At 70.1% G+C, this 15,592-nt stretch carries 15 protein-coding genes and 1 tRNA gene; 12 read left to right on the top strand and 4 right to left on the bottom strand.

The window, feature by feature from the left end; translation table 11 throughout:
* Positions 1–21 precede the first annotated feature (21 nt).
* The 8 genes from trpD to BMZ45_RS04365 are packed head-to-tail and all read left to right on the top strand — an operon-like array spanning position 22 to position 9,642.
* Positions 22–1,053 (top strand): anthranilate phosphoribosyltransferase, encoded by a 1,032-nt coding sequence (gene trpD, locus BMZ45_RS04400; protein WP_091634083.1) that lies wholly within the window; start codon positions 22–24, stop codon positions 1,051–1,053.
* A gap of 34 nt (positions 1,054–1,087) precedes the next feature.
* Positions 1,088–1,438, top strand: coding sequence for an antibiotic biosynthesis monooxygenase family protein (locus tag BMZ45_RS04395; RefSeq protein WP_091632853.1), 351 nt, complete (start codon positions 1,088–1,090; stop codon positions 1,436–1,438).
* Positions 1,431–2,639 (top strand): beta-aspartyl-peptidase, encoded by a 1,209-nt coding sequence (iadA, locus tag BMZ45_RS04390; RefSeq protein WP_091632851.1) that lies wholly within the window; start codon positions 1,431–1,433, stop codon positions 2,637–2,639. Before BMZ45_RS04395 ends, iadA begins: the two co-directional genes overlap by 8 nt.
* An 18-nt stretch (positions 2,640–2,657) precedes the next feature.
* Complete coding sequence (locus BMZ45_RS04385; RefSeq protein ID WP_091632848.1) at positions 2,658–3,500, top strand: cyanophycinase; 843 nt, start codon at positions 2,658–2,660, stop codon at positions 3,498–3,500.
* A gap of 12 nt (positions 3,501–3,512) precedes the next feature.
* Positions 3,513–6,302 (top strand): cyanophycin synthetase, encoded by a 2,790-nt coding sequence (gene cphA, locus BMZ45_RS04380; protein WP_091632845.1) that lies wholly within the window; start codon positions 3,513–3,515, stop codon positions 6,300–6,302.
* Positions 6,303–8,117 carry a Mur ligase family protein gene (locus tag BMZ45_RS04375; protein ID WP_091632843.1) on the top strand — a complete coding sequence of 605 codons (1,815 nt, stop codon included), beginning with the start codon at positions 6,303–6,305 and terminating at the stop codon, positions 8,115–8,117.
* A complete protein-coding gene (trpC, locus tag BMZ45_RS04370) occupies positions 8,114–8,905 on the top strand; it encodes an indole-3-glycerol phosphate synthase TrpC (RefSeq protein ID WP_091632840.1) in 792 nt (263 codons plus the stop codon). The genes BMZ45_RS04375 and trpC overlap by 4 nt, the downstream gene beginning before the upstream one ends.
* The gene (locus tag BMZ45_RS04365; protein WP_091632837.1) at positions 8,902–9,642 is read left to right on the top strand and encodes a haloacid dehalogenase-like hydrolase; all 741 of its coding nucleotides are present in this window, start codon (positions 8,902–8,904) and stop codon (positions 9,640–9,642) included. The genes trpC and BMZ45_RS04365 overlap by 4 nt, the downstream gene beginning before the upstream one ends.
* Before the next feature lie 431 nt (positions 9,643–10,073).
* Here the strand turns inward: BMZ45_RS04365 and BMZ45_RS04360 are convergent, their stop codons facing one another.
* Both BMZ45_RS04360 and crp read right to left on the bottom strand, forming a co-directional pair.
* Positions 10,074–10,535, bottom strand: coding sequence for a GNAT family N-acetyltransferase (locus BMZ45_RS04360; RefSeq protein ID WP_091632834.1), 462 nt, complete (start codon positions 10,533–10,535; stop codon positions 10,074–10,076).
* Between the two features lie 14 nt (positions 10,536–10,549).
* Positions 10,550–11,239 carry a cAMP-activated global transcriptional regulator CRP gene (crp, locus tag BMZ45_RS04355; RefSeq protein WP_031371492.1) on the bottom strand — a complete coding sequence of 230 codons (690 nt, stop codon included), beginning with the start codon at positions 11,237–11,239 and terminating at the stop codon, positions 10,550–10,552.
* A 218-nt stretch (positions 11,240–11,457) separates the two neighbouring features.
* Here crp and speD point away from each other — a divergent pair, with 218 nt between their 5' ends.
* On the top strand, positions 11,458–12,249 hold the full coding sequence (speD, locus tag BMZ45_RS04350) for an adenosylmethionine decarboxylase (RefSeq protein ID WP_056178839.1): 792 nt from the start codon (positions 11,458–11,460) through the stop codon (positions 12,247–12,249).
* Between the two features lie 117 nt (positions 12,250–12,366).
* Here the strand turns inward: speD and coq7 are convergent, their stop codons facing one another.
* A complete protein-coding gene (gene coq7, locus BMZ45_RS04345; protein ID WP_091632832.1) occupies positions 12,367–13,011 on the bottom strand; it encodes a 2-polyprenyl-3-methyl-6-methoxy-1,4-benzoquinone monooxygenase in 645 nt (214 codons plus the stop codon).
* Positions 13,012–13,020: 9 nt separating this feature from the next.
* Entirely contained in the window at positions 13,021–14,199 is a 1,179-nt protein-coding gene (locus BMZ45_RS04340) for a (Fe-S)-binding protein (RefSeq protein WP_091632829.1), read from the bottom strand.
* A 179-nt stretch (positions 14,200–14,378) separates the two neighbouring features.
* Here BMZ45_RS04340 and rplM point away from each other — a divergent pair, with 179 nt between their 5' ends.
* From rplM to BMZ45_RS04325, 3 genes are all read left to right on the top strand, one after another.
* The gene (rplM, locus tag BMZ45_RS04335) at positions 14,379–14,807 is read left to right on the top strand and encodes a 50S ribosomal protein L13 (protein ID WP_056178849.1); all 429 of its coding nucleotides are present in this window, start codon (positions 14,379–14,381) and stop codon (positions 14,805–14,807) included.
* A 15-nt stretch (positions 14,808–14,822) separates the two neighbouring features.
* Positions 14,823–15,215, top strand: a complete 393-nt coding sequence (gene rpsI, locus BMZ45_RS04330) for a 30S ribosomal protein S9 (protein ID WP_091632827.1) — start codon at positions 14,823–14,825, stop codon at positions 15,213–15,215.
* Positions 15,216–15,257: 42 nt separating this feature from the next.
* Positions 15,258–15,332: transfer RNA gene (locus BMZ45_RS04325), tRNA-Gln, on the top strand.
* Positions 15,333–15,592 lie beyond the last annotated feature (260 nt).

Below are 15,592 nucleotides of genomic sequence, written 5' to 3'. Positions count from 1 at the left end.
GCTTTGAATCCGGACCGCGCCATGCCCCTGACCCCGCAAGAAGCGCTGCAGCGCACGATCGAGCACCGCGAGATCTTCCATGACGAGATGGTCGAGCTGATGCGCATGATCATGCGCGGCGAAGTCTCGCCGACCATGACCGCGGCCATCCTCACCGGCCTGCGCGTGAAGAAGGAAACCGTCGGCGAAATCGCCGGCGCCGCGACCGTGTTGCGCGAGTTCGCGCGCCCGGTCGAGGTCGCCGACCGCAGCGGCCTGGTCGACATCGTCGGCACCGGCGGCGACGGCGCGCACACCTTCAATATCTCCACCGCCAGCATGTTCGTGGTCGCCGCGGCCGGCGCCAAGGTCGCCAAGCACGGCAACCGCAGCGTCTCGTCCAAGTCCGGCAGCGCCGACGTGCTCGAGGCCCTGGGCGCGGCGATCGAGCTGCAGCCCGAGCAGGTCGCGCAGTGCATCGCCGACACCGGCATCGGTTTCATGTTCGCGCCCGTGCACCACCCGGCGATGAAGGTGGTCGCGCCGGTGCGGCGCGAGATGGGCGTGCGCACCCTGTTCAACATCCTCGGCCCGCTGACCAATCCGGCCAGCGCGCCCAGCATTCTGATGGGCGTGTTCCATCCCGATCTGGTCGGCATCCAGGTGCGCGTGCTGCAGGAACTGGGCGCGCAGCGCGCGCTGGTGGTCTGGGGCCGCGACGGCATGGACGAGCTGTCGCTGGGCGCCGGCTCGCTGGTCGGCGAGCTGCGCGACGGGGTGGTGCGCGAGTACGAAGTGCATCCGGAGGACTTCGGCATCGCCATGGCCGCCAGCCGCAATCTGCGCGTGGCCGACGCGACCGAGTCCAAGGCCATGCTGCTGCAGGCGCTGGAGAACCGCGACGGCCTGCCGCGCGAGATCGTCGCCCTCAACGCGGGCGCCGCGCTGTACGCGGCCGGCACCGTCGACAGCATCGCCGAGGGCATCGCGAGCGCACGCGCCGCGCTCGCTTCCGGCGCCGCGCGCGCCAAACTGGACGAGTTCGTCGCCGCGACCCAGCGACTCGCGTCCTGAGCTCTTTCGCCAGCCTTCGCCAGCGAGCCCGACCATGAGCGATCCCTTCGCCACACTGCCCACGCCGCCGTATTACGCGGTGATCTTCAGCTCGCGACGCACCGATCAGGACGACGCCGGCTACGGCGAGGCCGCCGAGCGCATGGTCGAGCTGGCCGCGCAGCAGCCCGGCTATCTCGGCGTCGAATCCACGCGCGGTGCGGACGGCTTCGGCATCACCGTCAGCTACTGGGCGGACGAGGCCTCGATCGTGGCCTGGAAGCGCAATCTCGAGCACGCCGCCACCCGCGAACGCGGCCGCAAACACTGGTATGGTCGCTACGAATTGCGCGTGGCCAAGGTCGAGCGCGCGTACGGCTGGAGCAGGGGACCGCAAGATGAGTAAGGCCGCGCATGCCGGATTGCGCCTGCTGCGCAACGCCGAGGTGTACGCGCCGCAGCCGCTGGGCCGGCAGCACCTGCTGCTGGGCGGCGGCAAGATCCTGTGGATGGGCGCCGATGCGCCGTCCGTGCCGGCCGAGTGGTTGGTCGACAGCATCGACCTGCAAGGCCGGCGTCTGATTCCGGGGCTGATCGACGGCCATGTGCACGTCACCGGCGGCGGCGGCGAAGCCGGTTTCCGCACCCGCGTGCCCGCGCCGATGCTGTCGCGTTACACCCGCGCCGGCGTGACCAGCGTGGTCGGCCTGCTCGGCACCGACGATCTGGCACGCAGCACGCGCGAGCTGGTCGCGGCGATTTACGCATTGCGCGAGGAAGGCTTGAACGCCTGGGGCTATTGCGGCGGCTACCACCTGCCGCCGGCCACCCTGACCGGCAGCGTGCGCGGCGATGTGGCCTTCATCGAACCCCTGCTCGGCGTAGGCGAGGTCGCGATCAGCGATCACCGCTCCAGCCAGCCGACCCTGGACGAACTGCTGCGACTGGCCTCGGAAGCGCACGTGGCCGGCTTGATGACCGGCAAGGCCGGCATCGTGCATCTGCATCTGGGCGACGGCGCGCGCGGGCTGGAGCTGGTGCGCCAGGCCCTGGAGCGCAGCGAACTGCCGGCGCGCGTGTTCAACCCCACCCACGTCAACCGGCGCAAGGCGCTGTTCGAGGAAGCGCTGGCGCTCGCGCGCCGCGGCTGCTGGGTCGATCTGACCGCGTTCCCGGTCGAGGAGGGCGAGGACGCCTGGAGCGCCGACGAGGCCTTGCAGCGCTACCTCGACAGCGGCGCGCCGCCGGAGCGGGTAACGGTGAGCTCCGATGCCGGCGGCTGCCTGCCCTGTTTCGACGCGCACGGGCGCGTGTGCGGCATGGACGTGGGCGAGTCGGGCGCGCTGCTGGACAGCCTGAACGCGGTGCTCGCGCGCGGCGTCGCGCTGGAGCGCGCCTTGCCCGCCTACACCCTCAACCCCGCGCGCCTGCTGCGTCTGGACGCGAAGGGCCGGATCGAGGTCGGCGCCGATGCCGACTTGGTCGCCCTGGACGCGGGCGGGGCGGCGCATGATGTGTTCATAGGCGGGACGGCGCACGTGCGCGATGGCGCGGTGCTGCGCCACGGCCAGTTCGAAACCCCGTCGCGGCAATCCGATCAAGTTTAAGTAGAAGCGAGCAAGTAGATGGCACCCAGCAGAATCCCCGATGGCGAACAACGGGGTTGGATCGTTCCGATCGGCGGAGCGGAAGACAAAGAGAACGACACCGCCATCCTGCGGCGTTTCCTCCAGGTCAGCGGCGGCCGCTCGGCCGATATCGTGGTGATTCCCACGGCCAGCCGTCTGGCCGATACCGGCGATCGTTACGAGAAGCTGTTCAGCGAGCTCGGCGCGGCGCAGGTCGAGGTGATGGACTTCGACACCCGTCGCGACTGCCACGAGCCGGGCCGGGTGCGCCGGATCGAGCGCGCCAGCGGTATTTTCTTCACCGGCGGCAACCAGGTGCGGATTTCGACCCTGCTGGGCGGCACACCGGTGGCGCAAGCGATCCGTGCCCGCAACGCGCAGGGCGTGACCGTCGGCGGCACCAGCGCCGGCGCCAGTATTCTCAGCGAGCACATGATCGCTTACGGTGTCGAAGGGGCGTCGCCGCGCGCCAACAGCGTCCGGCTCGCGCCGGGCCTGGGTCTGACCAACCGCGTGGTGATCGACCAGCACTTCCGTCAGCGCGACCGTCTCGGCCGTCTGGTGGCGTCGCTGGCCTACAACCCGTTCGCGGTCGGGATCGGTCTGGACGAGGACACGGCGGCCTTCATCGCGCCCGACAACACGATCGAGGTCGAGGGCAGCGGTTCGGTCACCGTGGTCGACGCCGACGGCCTGCAGTTCTCGTCCATGCACCTGGTCGGCGAGAACGAGCCGGTGTGCCTGCTCGGCCTGGGCGTGCATATCCTCACCAGGGGCGCCACGTTCAATCTCAACACCCGCAAAGCATCCGCCGGTTCGCTGGCACCACCCAAGACATGAAGTGAGGTTCACATGCGCATACTCGAACGCACCGTCTACGTCGGCCCTTCGCTGTATGCGCATTTTCCGGTCATACGGCTGGAACTGGACCTGCAGGCGCTGGAGGCCTGGCCGACCGCGCGCCTGGGGCCGGCCTTCGTCGACGGCCTGCTGGCGGCGCTGCCCGGCCTGGCCGAGCACGGCTGCTCCTACCGCGCGCCCGGCGGCTTCGTGCGCCGCCTGCGCGAGGACGACGGCACCTGGCTGGGCCACGTGCTCGAACACGTGGCCATCGAGCTGCAGAACGTCGCCGGCGAAAACGTCACCTTCGGCAAGACCCGCAGCGTCGGCGACGACCGCCCCGGCGTGTACTCGGTGGTCTACGAGTACGCCCAGCGCGAGGAGGGCATCGCCGCCGGCGAGCTCGGTCTGAAGCTGCTCAGCTCGCTGCTGCCGGTCGAACTGCGTCCGGCCGGCAGCGTGCCCGAGGACTGGGATTGGGAATCGGCGCGCGACGACTTCATCCGCTACGCCCAGCGCCGCGCGCTGGGCCCGTCGACCGCTTCGCTGGTGCGCGCGGCCGAGGAGCGCGGGATTCCGTGGCTGCGCCTGAACACGCAGTCGCTGATCCAGTTCGGCCACGGCAAGTACCAGCAGCGCATCCAGGCCACGGTCACCGGCCGCACCCCGCACATCGCGGTCGAGCTGGCCAGCGACAAGGAAGAGACCAACAAGATCCTGGCCTCGCTGGGCCTGCCGGTGCCGCGCCAGGAGCTGGTCACCGACGCCTCGGGCGCGGTGCGCGCGGCGCGCAAGCTCGGCGGCGCGGTGGTGACCAAGCCTTACAACGGCAACCACGGCCGCGGCATCACCATCAACATTTCCAGCGAGGACGAGATCCGCGCCGGCTTCGAGGCCGCGCGCGAGCATTCGCGCTCGGTGATCGTGGAGACCTACGTCGGCGGCGACGACCACCGCCTGCTGGTGGTCAACGGCGAGCTGATCGCCGCGACCCGGCGCACGCCCGGCCACGTGGTCGGCGACGGCCAGCGCACGATCGCCGAGCTGGTCGAGGCGGTGAATCAGGACCCGCGCCGCGGCGTCGGCCACGAGAAGGTGCTGACCCGGCTGGAACTCGACGCTCAAGCCGCGCTGATGATGGAGCGGGTCGGCTACACCGCCGAGTCGGTGCCGGCCGACGACGAGGTCGTCTACCTGCGCTCCACCGCCAACCTGTCCACCGGCGGCACCGCCACCGACGTCACCGACATCATCCATCCCGACAACCGCGACATGGCGGTGCGCGCGGTGCGCGCGATCGGCCTGGACGTGGGCGGCGTCGACTTCATCTCGCCCAATATCGCCGAGAGCTACAAGAACGCCGGCGGCGGCATCTGCGAGATCAACGCCGCGCCGGGCTTCCGCATGCACGTCGCGCCCAGCGAAGGCACGCCGCGCGACGCCGCCGGCCCGGTGATCGACATGCTGTTCTCGCCCGGTACGCCGTCGCGCGTGCCGATCGCCGCGGTCACCGGCACCAACGGCAAGACCACCACCGCGCGCATGCTGGCGCACATCGCCAAGATGGCCGGCTACACCCCGGGCCTCACCACCACCGACGGCGTCTACATCGACGGCCAGCGCACGGTCGAGGGCGACATGACCGGGCCGGTGTCGGCGCGCATGGTGCTGTCGGATCCGCAGATCGACCTGGCGGTGCTGGAAACCGCGCGCGGCGGCCTGCTGCGCGCCGGCATGGGCGTGTCCGAGGTCAACGTCGGCGCGGTCATCAACATCCAGTCCGACCATCTGGGCCTGAAGGGCATCGACACCCTGGAGCAGCTGGCCGAGGTCAAGCGCGTGGTGGTGGAAGTGGCCAAGGATTGCGCGGTGCTCAACGCCGACGATCCCAACGTGCTGAAGATGTCGGCCTACACCGACGCCAAGGTGATCTGCTACGTCACCATGAATCCGGCCCACGCGCTGGTGCGCGAGCACATCCGCGCCGGCGGCCGCGCCTGCGCGCTCGAAGCCGGCGTCAACGGCCACATGATCACGCTGTACGACAAGGGCAGCCACATCCCGCTGCTGTGGACCCACCTGATCCCGGCCACGATGGAAGGCCGCGCCCTGCACAACGTGCAGAACGCGATGGTGGCCGCGGCGATGGCGTTCTCGCTGGGCATGAAGCTGGACGCGATCCGCCACGGCCTGCGCACCTTCGACACCACCTTCTTCCAGGCGCCGGGGCGCATGAACGTCTACAACGAGCATCCGTTCAAGGTGCTCATGGACTACGGCCACAACGCGCACGCGGTCGGGGTGATGGCCGATCTGGCCCAGCGCCTGGACGTGGCCGGACGCCGTCTGGTGGTGGTCGCCGGCCCCGGCGACCGCCGCGACGAGGACCTGCACGCGATCGCCGAGGCCGTGGCCGGCAAGTTCGACCACTACGTCTGCCGCCGCGACGACGGCCTGCGCGGGCGCGACGGCGACGAGGTGCCGCGCATCATCGCCAAGGCCCTGCAGGCGCGCGGCGTGAGCGAGGCCGCGATCACCATCATTCCCGACGAGCAGGCCGCGATCGACGCCGCCCTGCGCATGGCCCAATCCGGCGACCTGCTGCTGGTGTTCGCCGACGCGCTGGCGCGCTCGTGGAAGCAGATCATCCATTTCCAACCCGAGGGCGGCGTGGCCGCGGCGACCGCGCGCATCGAGCTGCCGCCGCTGGAGCAGACCCTGGACGAGGCCGTGGTCGCGGCCATGGAAGGCGTGGTCCGCGACGAACGCGGCCTGCGCTTCGAACGCGAAGAGAGCGATTGAGTGACGGCTGAGTCCAACCCAGCGGCCGCGCTACCGGAGTACGAGTTTCCGTTCGAGGATTCGCGCCGGTTGACTGGCGCGAATCTGTATTTCGATCGGCCTGGCGCGGTGCTGGAGACGCGGGGCGAGCGGCCGCAGGCGTCCGCGCTCGCGCGCTGGCGGCGGAACGTCGCCGAAGCGCGCGATCTGTTGCGCTGGCCGCAAGCAGGCGACATCGTCGTGCGCGAACACGCCAGCGGCGCATCCCTGGCCTTCGTCGCGCCGGTCGATTGCCTGTACAGCGCCACCGAAATCAACGAATGGGCGTGGATCGACGTGACCGGTCCGGTCGAGCAGGCCGCGTTGCCGCCGCATGCGCCCGGACACGCGGCGTATTGGGATCGCGACAATGCCTTGCGCACGCTGCAGGCCTCGGCGCGCGCGGAGGCGCGTCCCGACGTGATCGGACTGATCGAGCTGGCGCAAACGCATGCGGTGCTGGCCTACAGCGACGATGATGCGCTGTCGCTGGGCGAGGGTGCCGGCAGTCGTACCTGGGGCCTGGATGCGCTGCCGACGGCCGACGCAGTGCCCTGGCCGCAACTGCACGGCATCCCCAAGGCCATCGTCACCGGCTCCAACGGCAAGACCACCAGCGTGCGCGTGCTCGCCGCGATGGCGCGCGCGCAGGGCTGGCACACCGCCCACAGCAGCACCGATGGGCTGTACGTCGACGGCGAGTGCATCGACGGCGGCGACTACTCCGGCCCGGTCGGCGCGCGCACGCTGTTGCGCCGCCCCGACGTGGAGGCGGCAATCCTGGAGACCGCGCGCGGCGGGCTGCTGCGCCGCGGCCTCACCCCGCAGCGCGCGCGCGTGGCCCTGGTCACCAATATCAGCCCCGATCATTTCGGCGAGTACGGCATCCACAACCTCGACGATCTGGCGCAGGTGAAGCTCACGGTCGCGCGCGGCCTGGCCGAGGACGGCCTGCTGGTGCTCAACGCCGAAGACGAACTGCTGGTGCGGCATGGCGCGGCGCTGCCGCACCGGATCGGCTGGTTCGCGCTGGACGAGTCGCACCCGCGCCTGCGCGCGCACCGCGAGCAAGGCGGCGCGACCTGCGGCGTGCGCGACGGCCGCCTGCGCCTGCATTACGAAGGCCGCGATCACGACCTGGGCGAGGTCGCCGCGATGCCGCTGACCCTGGGCGGGCGCGTGGCCTACAACCTCGCCAACCTGACCGGCGCCGCGCTCGCGGCGGCGGCGCTGGGCGTCGCACCCGAGCGCATCGCCCAGGTGCTGGCGCGGTTCGGCGCCGCGCCCGGCGACAACCCCGGGCGCCTGCAGCGCTGGACCTACGGCGACAGCGAGGTCTACCTGGACTACGCCCACAACCCCGACGGCTTGGGCAAGCTGCTCGAGGTCGCGGCCCGGCCCGGGCGCCGGCTCGGCCTGCTGCTGGGCCAGGCCGGCAACCGCGAGGACCGCGACATCCGCGAACTGGCGGCGGTCGCGGCCGGTTTCCGGCCGGACCGGGTCGTGCTCAAGGATCTGGAGGGCTATATGCGTGGCCGCGCCGCGGGCGAGGTCGCCGCGATCCTGGGCGACGAGCTGCGCCGCCGCGGCCTGGCCGAGGGCGCGCTGGAGGTCTGCCTGGACGAGGTCGAGGCCGCCACCCGCCTGCTGCGCTGGGCCGGGCCGGGCGACGTCCTGGTGCTGCCCGTCCACAACAGCGAGGCCCGCGAGGCGGTCGTCGTCTTGCTCGATCGGCTGCAACTGGGACAATGGCGCCCCGGCCAGCCCCTGACGGGCGATGTGGAGATGATGGAATGACCGATGTTCTGCGCACGATCCTGGCCCGCAAGGTCGAGGAGATCGAACAGCGCAGCCGGGTGCGCTCGCTGGACGACCTGCGCGCGCGCGCGGCGCAGCAGGCGCCCACGCGCGGCTTCGTCGACGCGATCAAGCGCAAGCACGCCGCCGGCGAGGCCGCGGTGATCGCCGAGGTCAAGAAGGCCAGCCCGTCCAAGGGCCTGATCCGCGCCGACTTCCAGCCCGCGCAGATCGCGCGCAGCTACGAGGCCGGCGGCGCGGCCTGCTTGTCGGTGCTGACCGACGTGGATTTCTTCCAGGGCAGCAACCTCTACCTGGGCGAGGCGCGTTCGGCCTGCGCGCTGCCGGTGCTGCGCAAGGACTTCACCATCGATCCCTACCAGGTCTACGAGGCGCGGGTGATCGGCGCCGACGCGATCCTGCTGATCGTGGCCGCGCTCGAAGACGGCCCGATGATCGAAATGGCCGGCCTGGCGATGGAGCTGGGCATGGACGTGCTGGTCGAGGTTCACGACATCGACGAGCTGGAACGCGCGCTGCAGACCGATTGCGAGCTGATCGGCGTCAACAACCGCAACCTGCGCACCTTCGAGGTCTCGCTGGACACCACCATCGCCTTGCGCGACGCGGTGCCGCGCGATCGCACCCTGGTCACCGAGAGCGGCATCGCCACCGGCGCCGACGTGGCCAAGATGCGCGGCGCCGGCATCGAAACCTTCCTGATCGGCGAAAGCTTCATGCGCGAGCGCGACCCGGGTGCGGCTCTGCAGCGGCTGTTCGCGGCATGAGCGCGGCGGGGCGCTTTCCGCCCGCGCGCGAGGACGCGCCGCTGGTGGTGTTCGACTTCGACCACACCCTCTACGACGGCGACTCGGGCAGCCATCTGTTCGCCTGGCTGATCCGGCGCGCGTGGTGGCGGCAGGTGCTGGCGCTGCTGATCGCACCGGTGTTCGGGCCGCTGATCGCGTTCCTGCCGACCCGGCGCGTCGGCATCGGCGGCTTCGTCTGGGTCGGTTCGGTGGGCATGAGCGGGCGCCGCGAGTTCAACGGCGTGATCGACCGCTACGTGGCCGTGCACACCGACGAAATCCGCCGCCGCCTGCTGCCGGTGGCGCTGGACGTGCTGCACCACCATCGCGAGCGCGGCGACCGGGTGGTGATCGCCACCGGCGCGCCGCCGGAACTGGCGCGTGCGATCCTGGCCTTCGTCGCCCACGAGGACGTGCCGGTGGTCGGCACCCTGGTCGGCCCGCGCCTGGGCGGGGTCGGCGCGCTGCGCCACTGCCACTCCGAAATGAAGATGAGCATGCTGCGCGAGGCCGGCTACACCGCGCCGGTCGAGGTCGCCTATTCCGACAGCAGCGCCGACCTGCCGCTGCTCAAGGCCGCGCGCCGGCCGGTGGTGGTCAACCCCAAGGCGCGCCGCATTGCGATGTTCCAGCGCGTGCTGCCGCCGGGCACGCCCATCCTCAACTGGGGCTGCCCCGGCCGTGGCGGCGACGCGGTGGCGTCGGCGGCAGGCTAGGGCCGCGGCCTCGCAAAGATCGCCAGGGTTTCGTAATCGCGGCTTACGCCGCTCCCACAGAGAGCCAGGACGCCCCGTTGTGGGGCCGCAGTCCGCGCAAGCACGCACAGCGGCGAGCCGCCCGATCCGCGGCGGTCCCGTAGGATGCGGTGAGCACAGCGAACCGCATCGCCGCGCGGTATCGAGGTCGCATACGGCGCGGGTCGCTGCGCTCTCCGCACCCGACTAAAGTCTTAGAGGCCGATGGCCTTGAAGCAGGCGCGATGCGGGCCGCGACCGCGCAAATGCGCCGGGCGCGGACCTTCCGGCGCCGCGCCGTAGGATGCGGTGAGCGCAGCGAACCGCATCGTTGGGGGCTGAGGAGGCGGAGACGGTGCGGTTCGCTGCGCTCGCCACACCTGCGAGCGCTCCCGCTCGGCTGTCCGGCGGGGCTAGTCGCCCAACGCCTTCACGAACCGCAGCGAACCGTCGCTGTAGCCGCAGTCGCGGTAGAAGGCGTGCGCCTCGTCGCGGCGCAGGTTGCTGGTGACCTCGATGCGCGTCACGCCGACGCGGCGCGAGATCAGCTCGACCTCGCGCAGCAGGCGCCGGCCGATGCCCTGGCGCTGGCAGGCCGGCGACACCACCAGCGCGGTGATGCGCGCCAGCTCGGTGCCGTGGACCACCGAATACAGGGTGTAGAGCGAGATCAGGCCGCAGGCGTCGCCGTCGATTTCGGCCAGCAGCAGGTGCTGGCGCGGGTCGTGGCGGACCACGGCGATGCGTTCGGCCGCTTCGTCGCGGCTGCAGGGATAGCCCAGGTCGCCGAGCAGGCGGGCGACATCGTGGGCATCGCCCAATTCCGCCGGACGCACCCGGGGTGCGGTCTCGGCGGAAGGGGCGGCGCGACCCATCGTGGAAGGGCGGCTCAGCGCGTCCCGTACAGGACGACGGTCTTGCCGCGGGCGTGCAGCTTGCCGTCGGCCTGGAGCTTCTTGAGCACGCGGCCGGCCATTTCGCGCGAGCAGCCGACCAGGCGCGACAGCTCCTGGCGCGACACCCGCAGCTGGGTGCCCTGCGGATGGCTCATGGCCTCGGGTTCCTTGGCCAGGTCGTGCAGGGCGCGCACGATGCGGTCGGTCACGTCCAGGAAGGCCAGGCGGCCGGCCTTTCGGCTGGTGTCGAGCAGGCGGCGCGAAATCTGGGCGCCGATCGCGTACAGCAGCTTGGGCGCGTCCAGCGACAGCCGGGTCAGCAGCAGGTCGTAGAGGCGCTCGTGGCCGATCTCGGCGAGCTCGCAGGTGCTGCGCGTGCGCAGGATCACCTCGCGATGGTCGCTCTCGATGAACAGGCCGAGCTCGCCGACGAACTCGCCGGGGCCGAAGTAGCCCAGCACCAGTTCACGGCCGTCTTCCTCCTCGGTGATGATGCTCACCGAGCCGGAAACCACGTAATACAGGGTGCTGGCGGGGTCCCCCGGGCGGAACACGTCGGTCCGCGACGGGTAGCGTCGGCGGTGGCAGTGCGCCAGGAAGCGTTCGATCGTCGCGCCGTCAGGCAGCAACGGGCTATTGGTTCGGCGCAGGGCAGTCAAGGGGGCTACCGGATTGGCGGACATGGGATTGGGCTTAGGTTATCGAGTGAGCTTAGGACGAACCGGGGGATTGGGCAAATAGCGTCACCCTGCGGCACTCTACGTCACCCCGGGCCGATATGGGCAGTCCCCTGGCCGCCCAGGCCTCCGACTTGTGACAGCGGGACGACAGCCTGCGTTTCCCCCCGCTGCCGTTTGCCGCATAATCCACGCCCTCGCCGTCCGACCGGGATCCCCCTACCGTGGTCAAGCCGTTGCCGCGCCTGAGGTTGCAGGGTTTCAACAACCTCACCAAGGCCCTCTCGTTCAACATCTACGACGTCTGCTACGCGGTCTCGGAAGAGCAGCGCCAGCGGTACATCGAGTACATCGACGAGGCCTACAACGCCGATCGACTGACCCAGATCCTCACGGATGTGGCGGACATCATCGGCGCCAACATCCTCAACATCGCGCGCCAGGACTACGATCCGCAGGGCGCTTCGGTGACGATCCTGATCTCGGAAGAGCCGGTGATCGACAAGTCGGCCGCCAAGGGCGTGATCTCCGACGCCGTGGTCGCGCACATGGACAAGTCGCACATCACCGTGCACACCTATCCGGAGACCCACCCGGACAACGGCATCGCGACCTTCCGCGCCGACATCGATGTGGCGACCTGCGGCGTGATCTCGCCGCTGAAGGCGTTGAACTACCTGATCGAGAGCCTCGAGTCCGACATCGTGGTCATGGACTACCGCGTGCGCGGCTTCACCCGCGACGTGAAGGGCAAGAAGCACTACATCGACCACAAGATCAACTCGATCCAGGACTACCTGGCCAAGAACGTGAAGTCGCGCTACGAGATGCTCGACGTCAACGTCTATCAGGAAAACATCTTCCACACCAAGATGCACCTGAAGGAATTCGACCTCGACAACTACCTGTTCGAGGAGAAGGCCAAGAACCTGTCGTTCAAGGAGCGCATGAAGATCGAGGCGCGGCTCAAGCGCGAGATCGAAGAGCTGTTCCACGGCCGCAACTTGGTCGACTGATCGGGTTCGCGCGTTAGCGAAAAGGCCGGCGAAAGCCGGCCTTTTTCGTTGCTGGGGCAAACCGCGTATCGCGATCCACCTCGGCTCCCGCACGAAGCGGCCGCCGCAGTCGTGTCGCTACAGGCGGTACGCCACCGCCTTCATCAGCTTCGATGCCGCCGCCATCAGGCGGGGCACCGGCGGCGGCAGCAGGCGCGCGCCGGCGGCTTCGGCGTTGGCGGCATGGCGGGCCTCGTCTTCCTTCATCGTGCGCAGGATCGCGCGGCTGCGCGCGTCGGCTTCCGGCAGCGATTCCAGGTGCTCGTCGATGTGGGCCTCGACCTGGTGTTCGGTCTCGACCACGAAGCCCAGGTTCCAGCCGTCGCCGCGCAGGCCGGCGAGGGCGCCGATCGCGTAGCTGCCGGCGTACCACAGCGGGTTGAGCAGGCTGGGGCGGCTGTCGAGTTCGTCCAGGCGCTGCGCGCACCAGGCCAGATGATCGGTTTCCTCCTGCGCGGCCTCGAGCAGGTGCTCGCGCGTGGCCGCGTCGCGCGCGACCGCGGCCTGGCCGCAGTACAGCGCCTGCGCGCAAACCTCGCCGACGTGGTTGATGCGCATCAGGCCGGCGGCATGGCGGCGTTCCTGGTCGTCGAGCTCGATCTGGGCGGTGTCGGCGGCCGGGTTGGGGCGCGCGGCGTGGGGCGCGCCGAAGACGGTGTCGAGGGCGCGCTGCGCATCGCTGAGCAGGCGGTCCAGGGGAGACAGCTCGCGGATCGTGGTCATGCGCGCAGTTTACGGCGCGGCGGCGTTCGCCGGCAGTGAATCGGCGTCCTCGACCAGGCCGGCCAGGAACTCCAGCGGATGCAGCGGCGGCGTCGCCAGCGCCGCGCCCAGGTGCAGCCGGCAGCCGATATTGGCGCTGAGCAGGCGGCTCGCGCCGCTGTCGGCGAACTGGCGCAGCAGCGGCGCGCGGTAGTCGTCGGCGCGCTCGGGCTCGGTCAGCATCTGGGTGCCGGCCGCGCCGCAGCAGCCGTAGCCGGCATCGAGTTCGACCACGTCCAGCCCGGGCACGCGCGCCAGCAGGCGGCGCAGCGCCGGCACCGAGCCGACCACGTTGCGCTGGGTGCAGGGCAGGTGCAGGGCCACGCGTTCGCGCAGCGGGCGCAGGCGCAGCGCATCGGCCTGGGATTCGAGGAAGGCGATCGCATCGAGCACGCGCATGTGCGGTGCCAGGGCCTGTGCCAGGGCTTCGTGGCAGCCGCTGGCCAGGCTCAGCACGGTGTCCGCGCCCGCGAAGGCGGCGCGGTTGCGCGCGCCCAGGGCCTGCGCGCGCGTCGCGTCGCCCGCATGCGCATGCAGGCTGCCGCAGCAGGTTTGCGCGGGGATGGGGCGGATCCGATAGCCCAGATGGCGGCAGAGGCGCGCGACCGCGTCGCGCAGCGCCGTCTCATAAGGCCCGGCGACGCAGCCGACGAATAGCGCGACCTCGCCACCGGAGGGGTTCCCGGCCGGCAGCGCGGGCGCGGGGCGAACAGAGGGCGGTCTGGGCAGCGGCCGCCAGGCCCCGGGCAGGGCCGGGTAGGCCAGCCGATACAGCCCCAGCAGGGCGCGCAGCGCACGCGGACGCGCGGCCAGGGCCTCGATCCAGCGTTGGCGGCGGCCGGCGGGGCGGCGCTGGCGCTGACGACTGCGCGCCAGGCCCAGCAACTCGCCATACTGCACGCCGGCCGGGCACACGGCTTCGCAGCTGCGGCAGCCCAGGCAGTGGTCCAGGTGAGTGTCTGCGACCGCGCTGGGCTCGATCGTGCCCAGCGCCCAGGCCCGCGCCACGGCGATGCGCCCGCGCGGGGATTCGGCTTCGAGGCGGTCGTGGCCGTAGGTCGGGCAGGCCGGCAGGCACAGCCCGCACTGGACGCAACGGTCGGCCAGCGCCACCAGCGGGTCGGCGGAAGGCGGGCGGGCGGCGGACATGACCCCCGATGCTAGCACCGGTTCAGCTCGACTTGCAGGGCCGGGCTGACCCCGCTATCATTCCGCCTCTTTCGTTCCACATTCACAACGCGAGGCGAAATTCCGCGCCGCGCCCGCCCTGATCGCAGGTCGGGGAGATGCGCGAAATCAGCCCGACCAGGTACCCATAGCAGACTTCCATGAAGACTTTTACCGCTAAGAACGAGACCGTCCAGCGCGACTGGTACATCGTCGACGCGTCGGGCAAAACGCTCGGCCGCTTGAGCTCCGAACTCGCGCGCCGTCTGCGCGGCAAGCACAAGCCCGTCTACACCCCTCACGTGGATACCGGCGATTACCTCGTGGTGATCAACGCCGAGAAGATCGCTGTCACGGGCAACAAGCTCCAGGACAAGATCTATCACCGCTTCACCGGCTACGTCGGCAACCTGAAGAGCGAAACCCTGGGCCAGGCGCTGGAGCGCCACCCGGAGCGCGTCATCGAGATCGCCGTCAAGGGCATGCTGCCGAAGAATCCGCTCGGCCGCGCCATGTATCGCAAGCTCAAGGTCTACAAGGGCTCCGAGCATCCGCACGCTGCCCAGCAGCCGCAGCCGTTGGACATCTAAGGTAAAGACACGCACATGGCTATCCAGCAGAACTACGGCACCGGCCGCCGCAAGTCCTCCACCGCTCGCGTGTACCTGCGCAAGGGCGAGGGCAAGATCACCATCAACCAGCGTTCGATCGAAGAGTTCTTCGGTCGCGAGACCGCGCGCATGATCGTGCGCCAGCCGCTCGAGCTGACCCAGTCCAGCGACAAGTTCGACGTCAACGTCACGGTCGCCGGCGGCGGCATCACCGGCCAGGCCGGTGCGATCCGCCTCGGCATCGCGCGTGCGCTGGTCGAGTACGACGAATCCCTGAAGTCCGAGCTGCGCAAGGCCGGCTTCATGACCCGCGACGCCCGCGAAGTCGAGCGTAAGAAGGTCGGCCTGCACAAGGCACGTCGCGCTACCCAGTTCTCGAAGCGTTAATCGCAGTCGCAATTCTGCGTTTTTTGCTAAGATTTGTTCTATAGCCCCGTCGCCAAGCGGTAAGGCACCTGACTCTGACTCAGGCATTCGGTGGTTCGAATCCATCCGGGGCTGCCACAACAAGATCGATCCATGCCGGCGACGGCGCGGATCGGCAACAAGAAACCCGCCCTCCGGCGGGTTTTTTGTTTTTACGGCTCAGCCGCCACGCTGCGTAGGATGCGGTGAGCCGAAGGCGAACCGCATCGTCGCGCCGAACGGTCGCGAGGTGGGCTTCGGGAACTCGCCCCGACTCGCCGCCGACGCCCAGGCCCGGTAGGGTGAGGGCCGATTCGCGCGGGTCTGTTGCCCGCGACGATTCGGTTACAATTGAAACC

The organism is Lysobacter sp. cf310 (assembly GCF_900114355.1).
In the GTDB taxonomy this organism is placed as follows: Bacteria; Pseudomonadota; Gammaproteobacteria; order Xanthomonadales; family Xanthomonadaceae; genus Lysobacter.
This window is presented reverse-complemented; position numbering and strand designations above follow the sequence as displayed.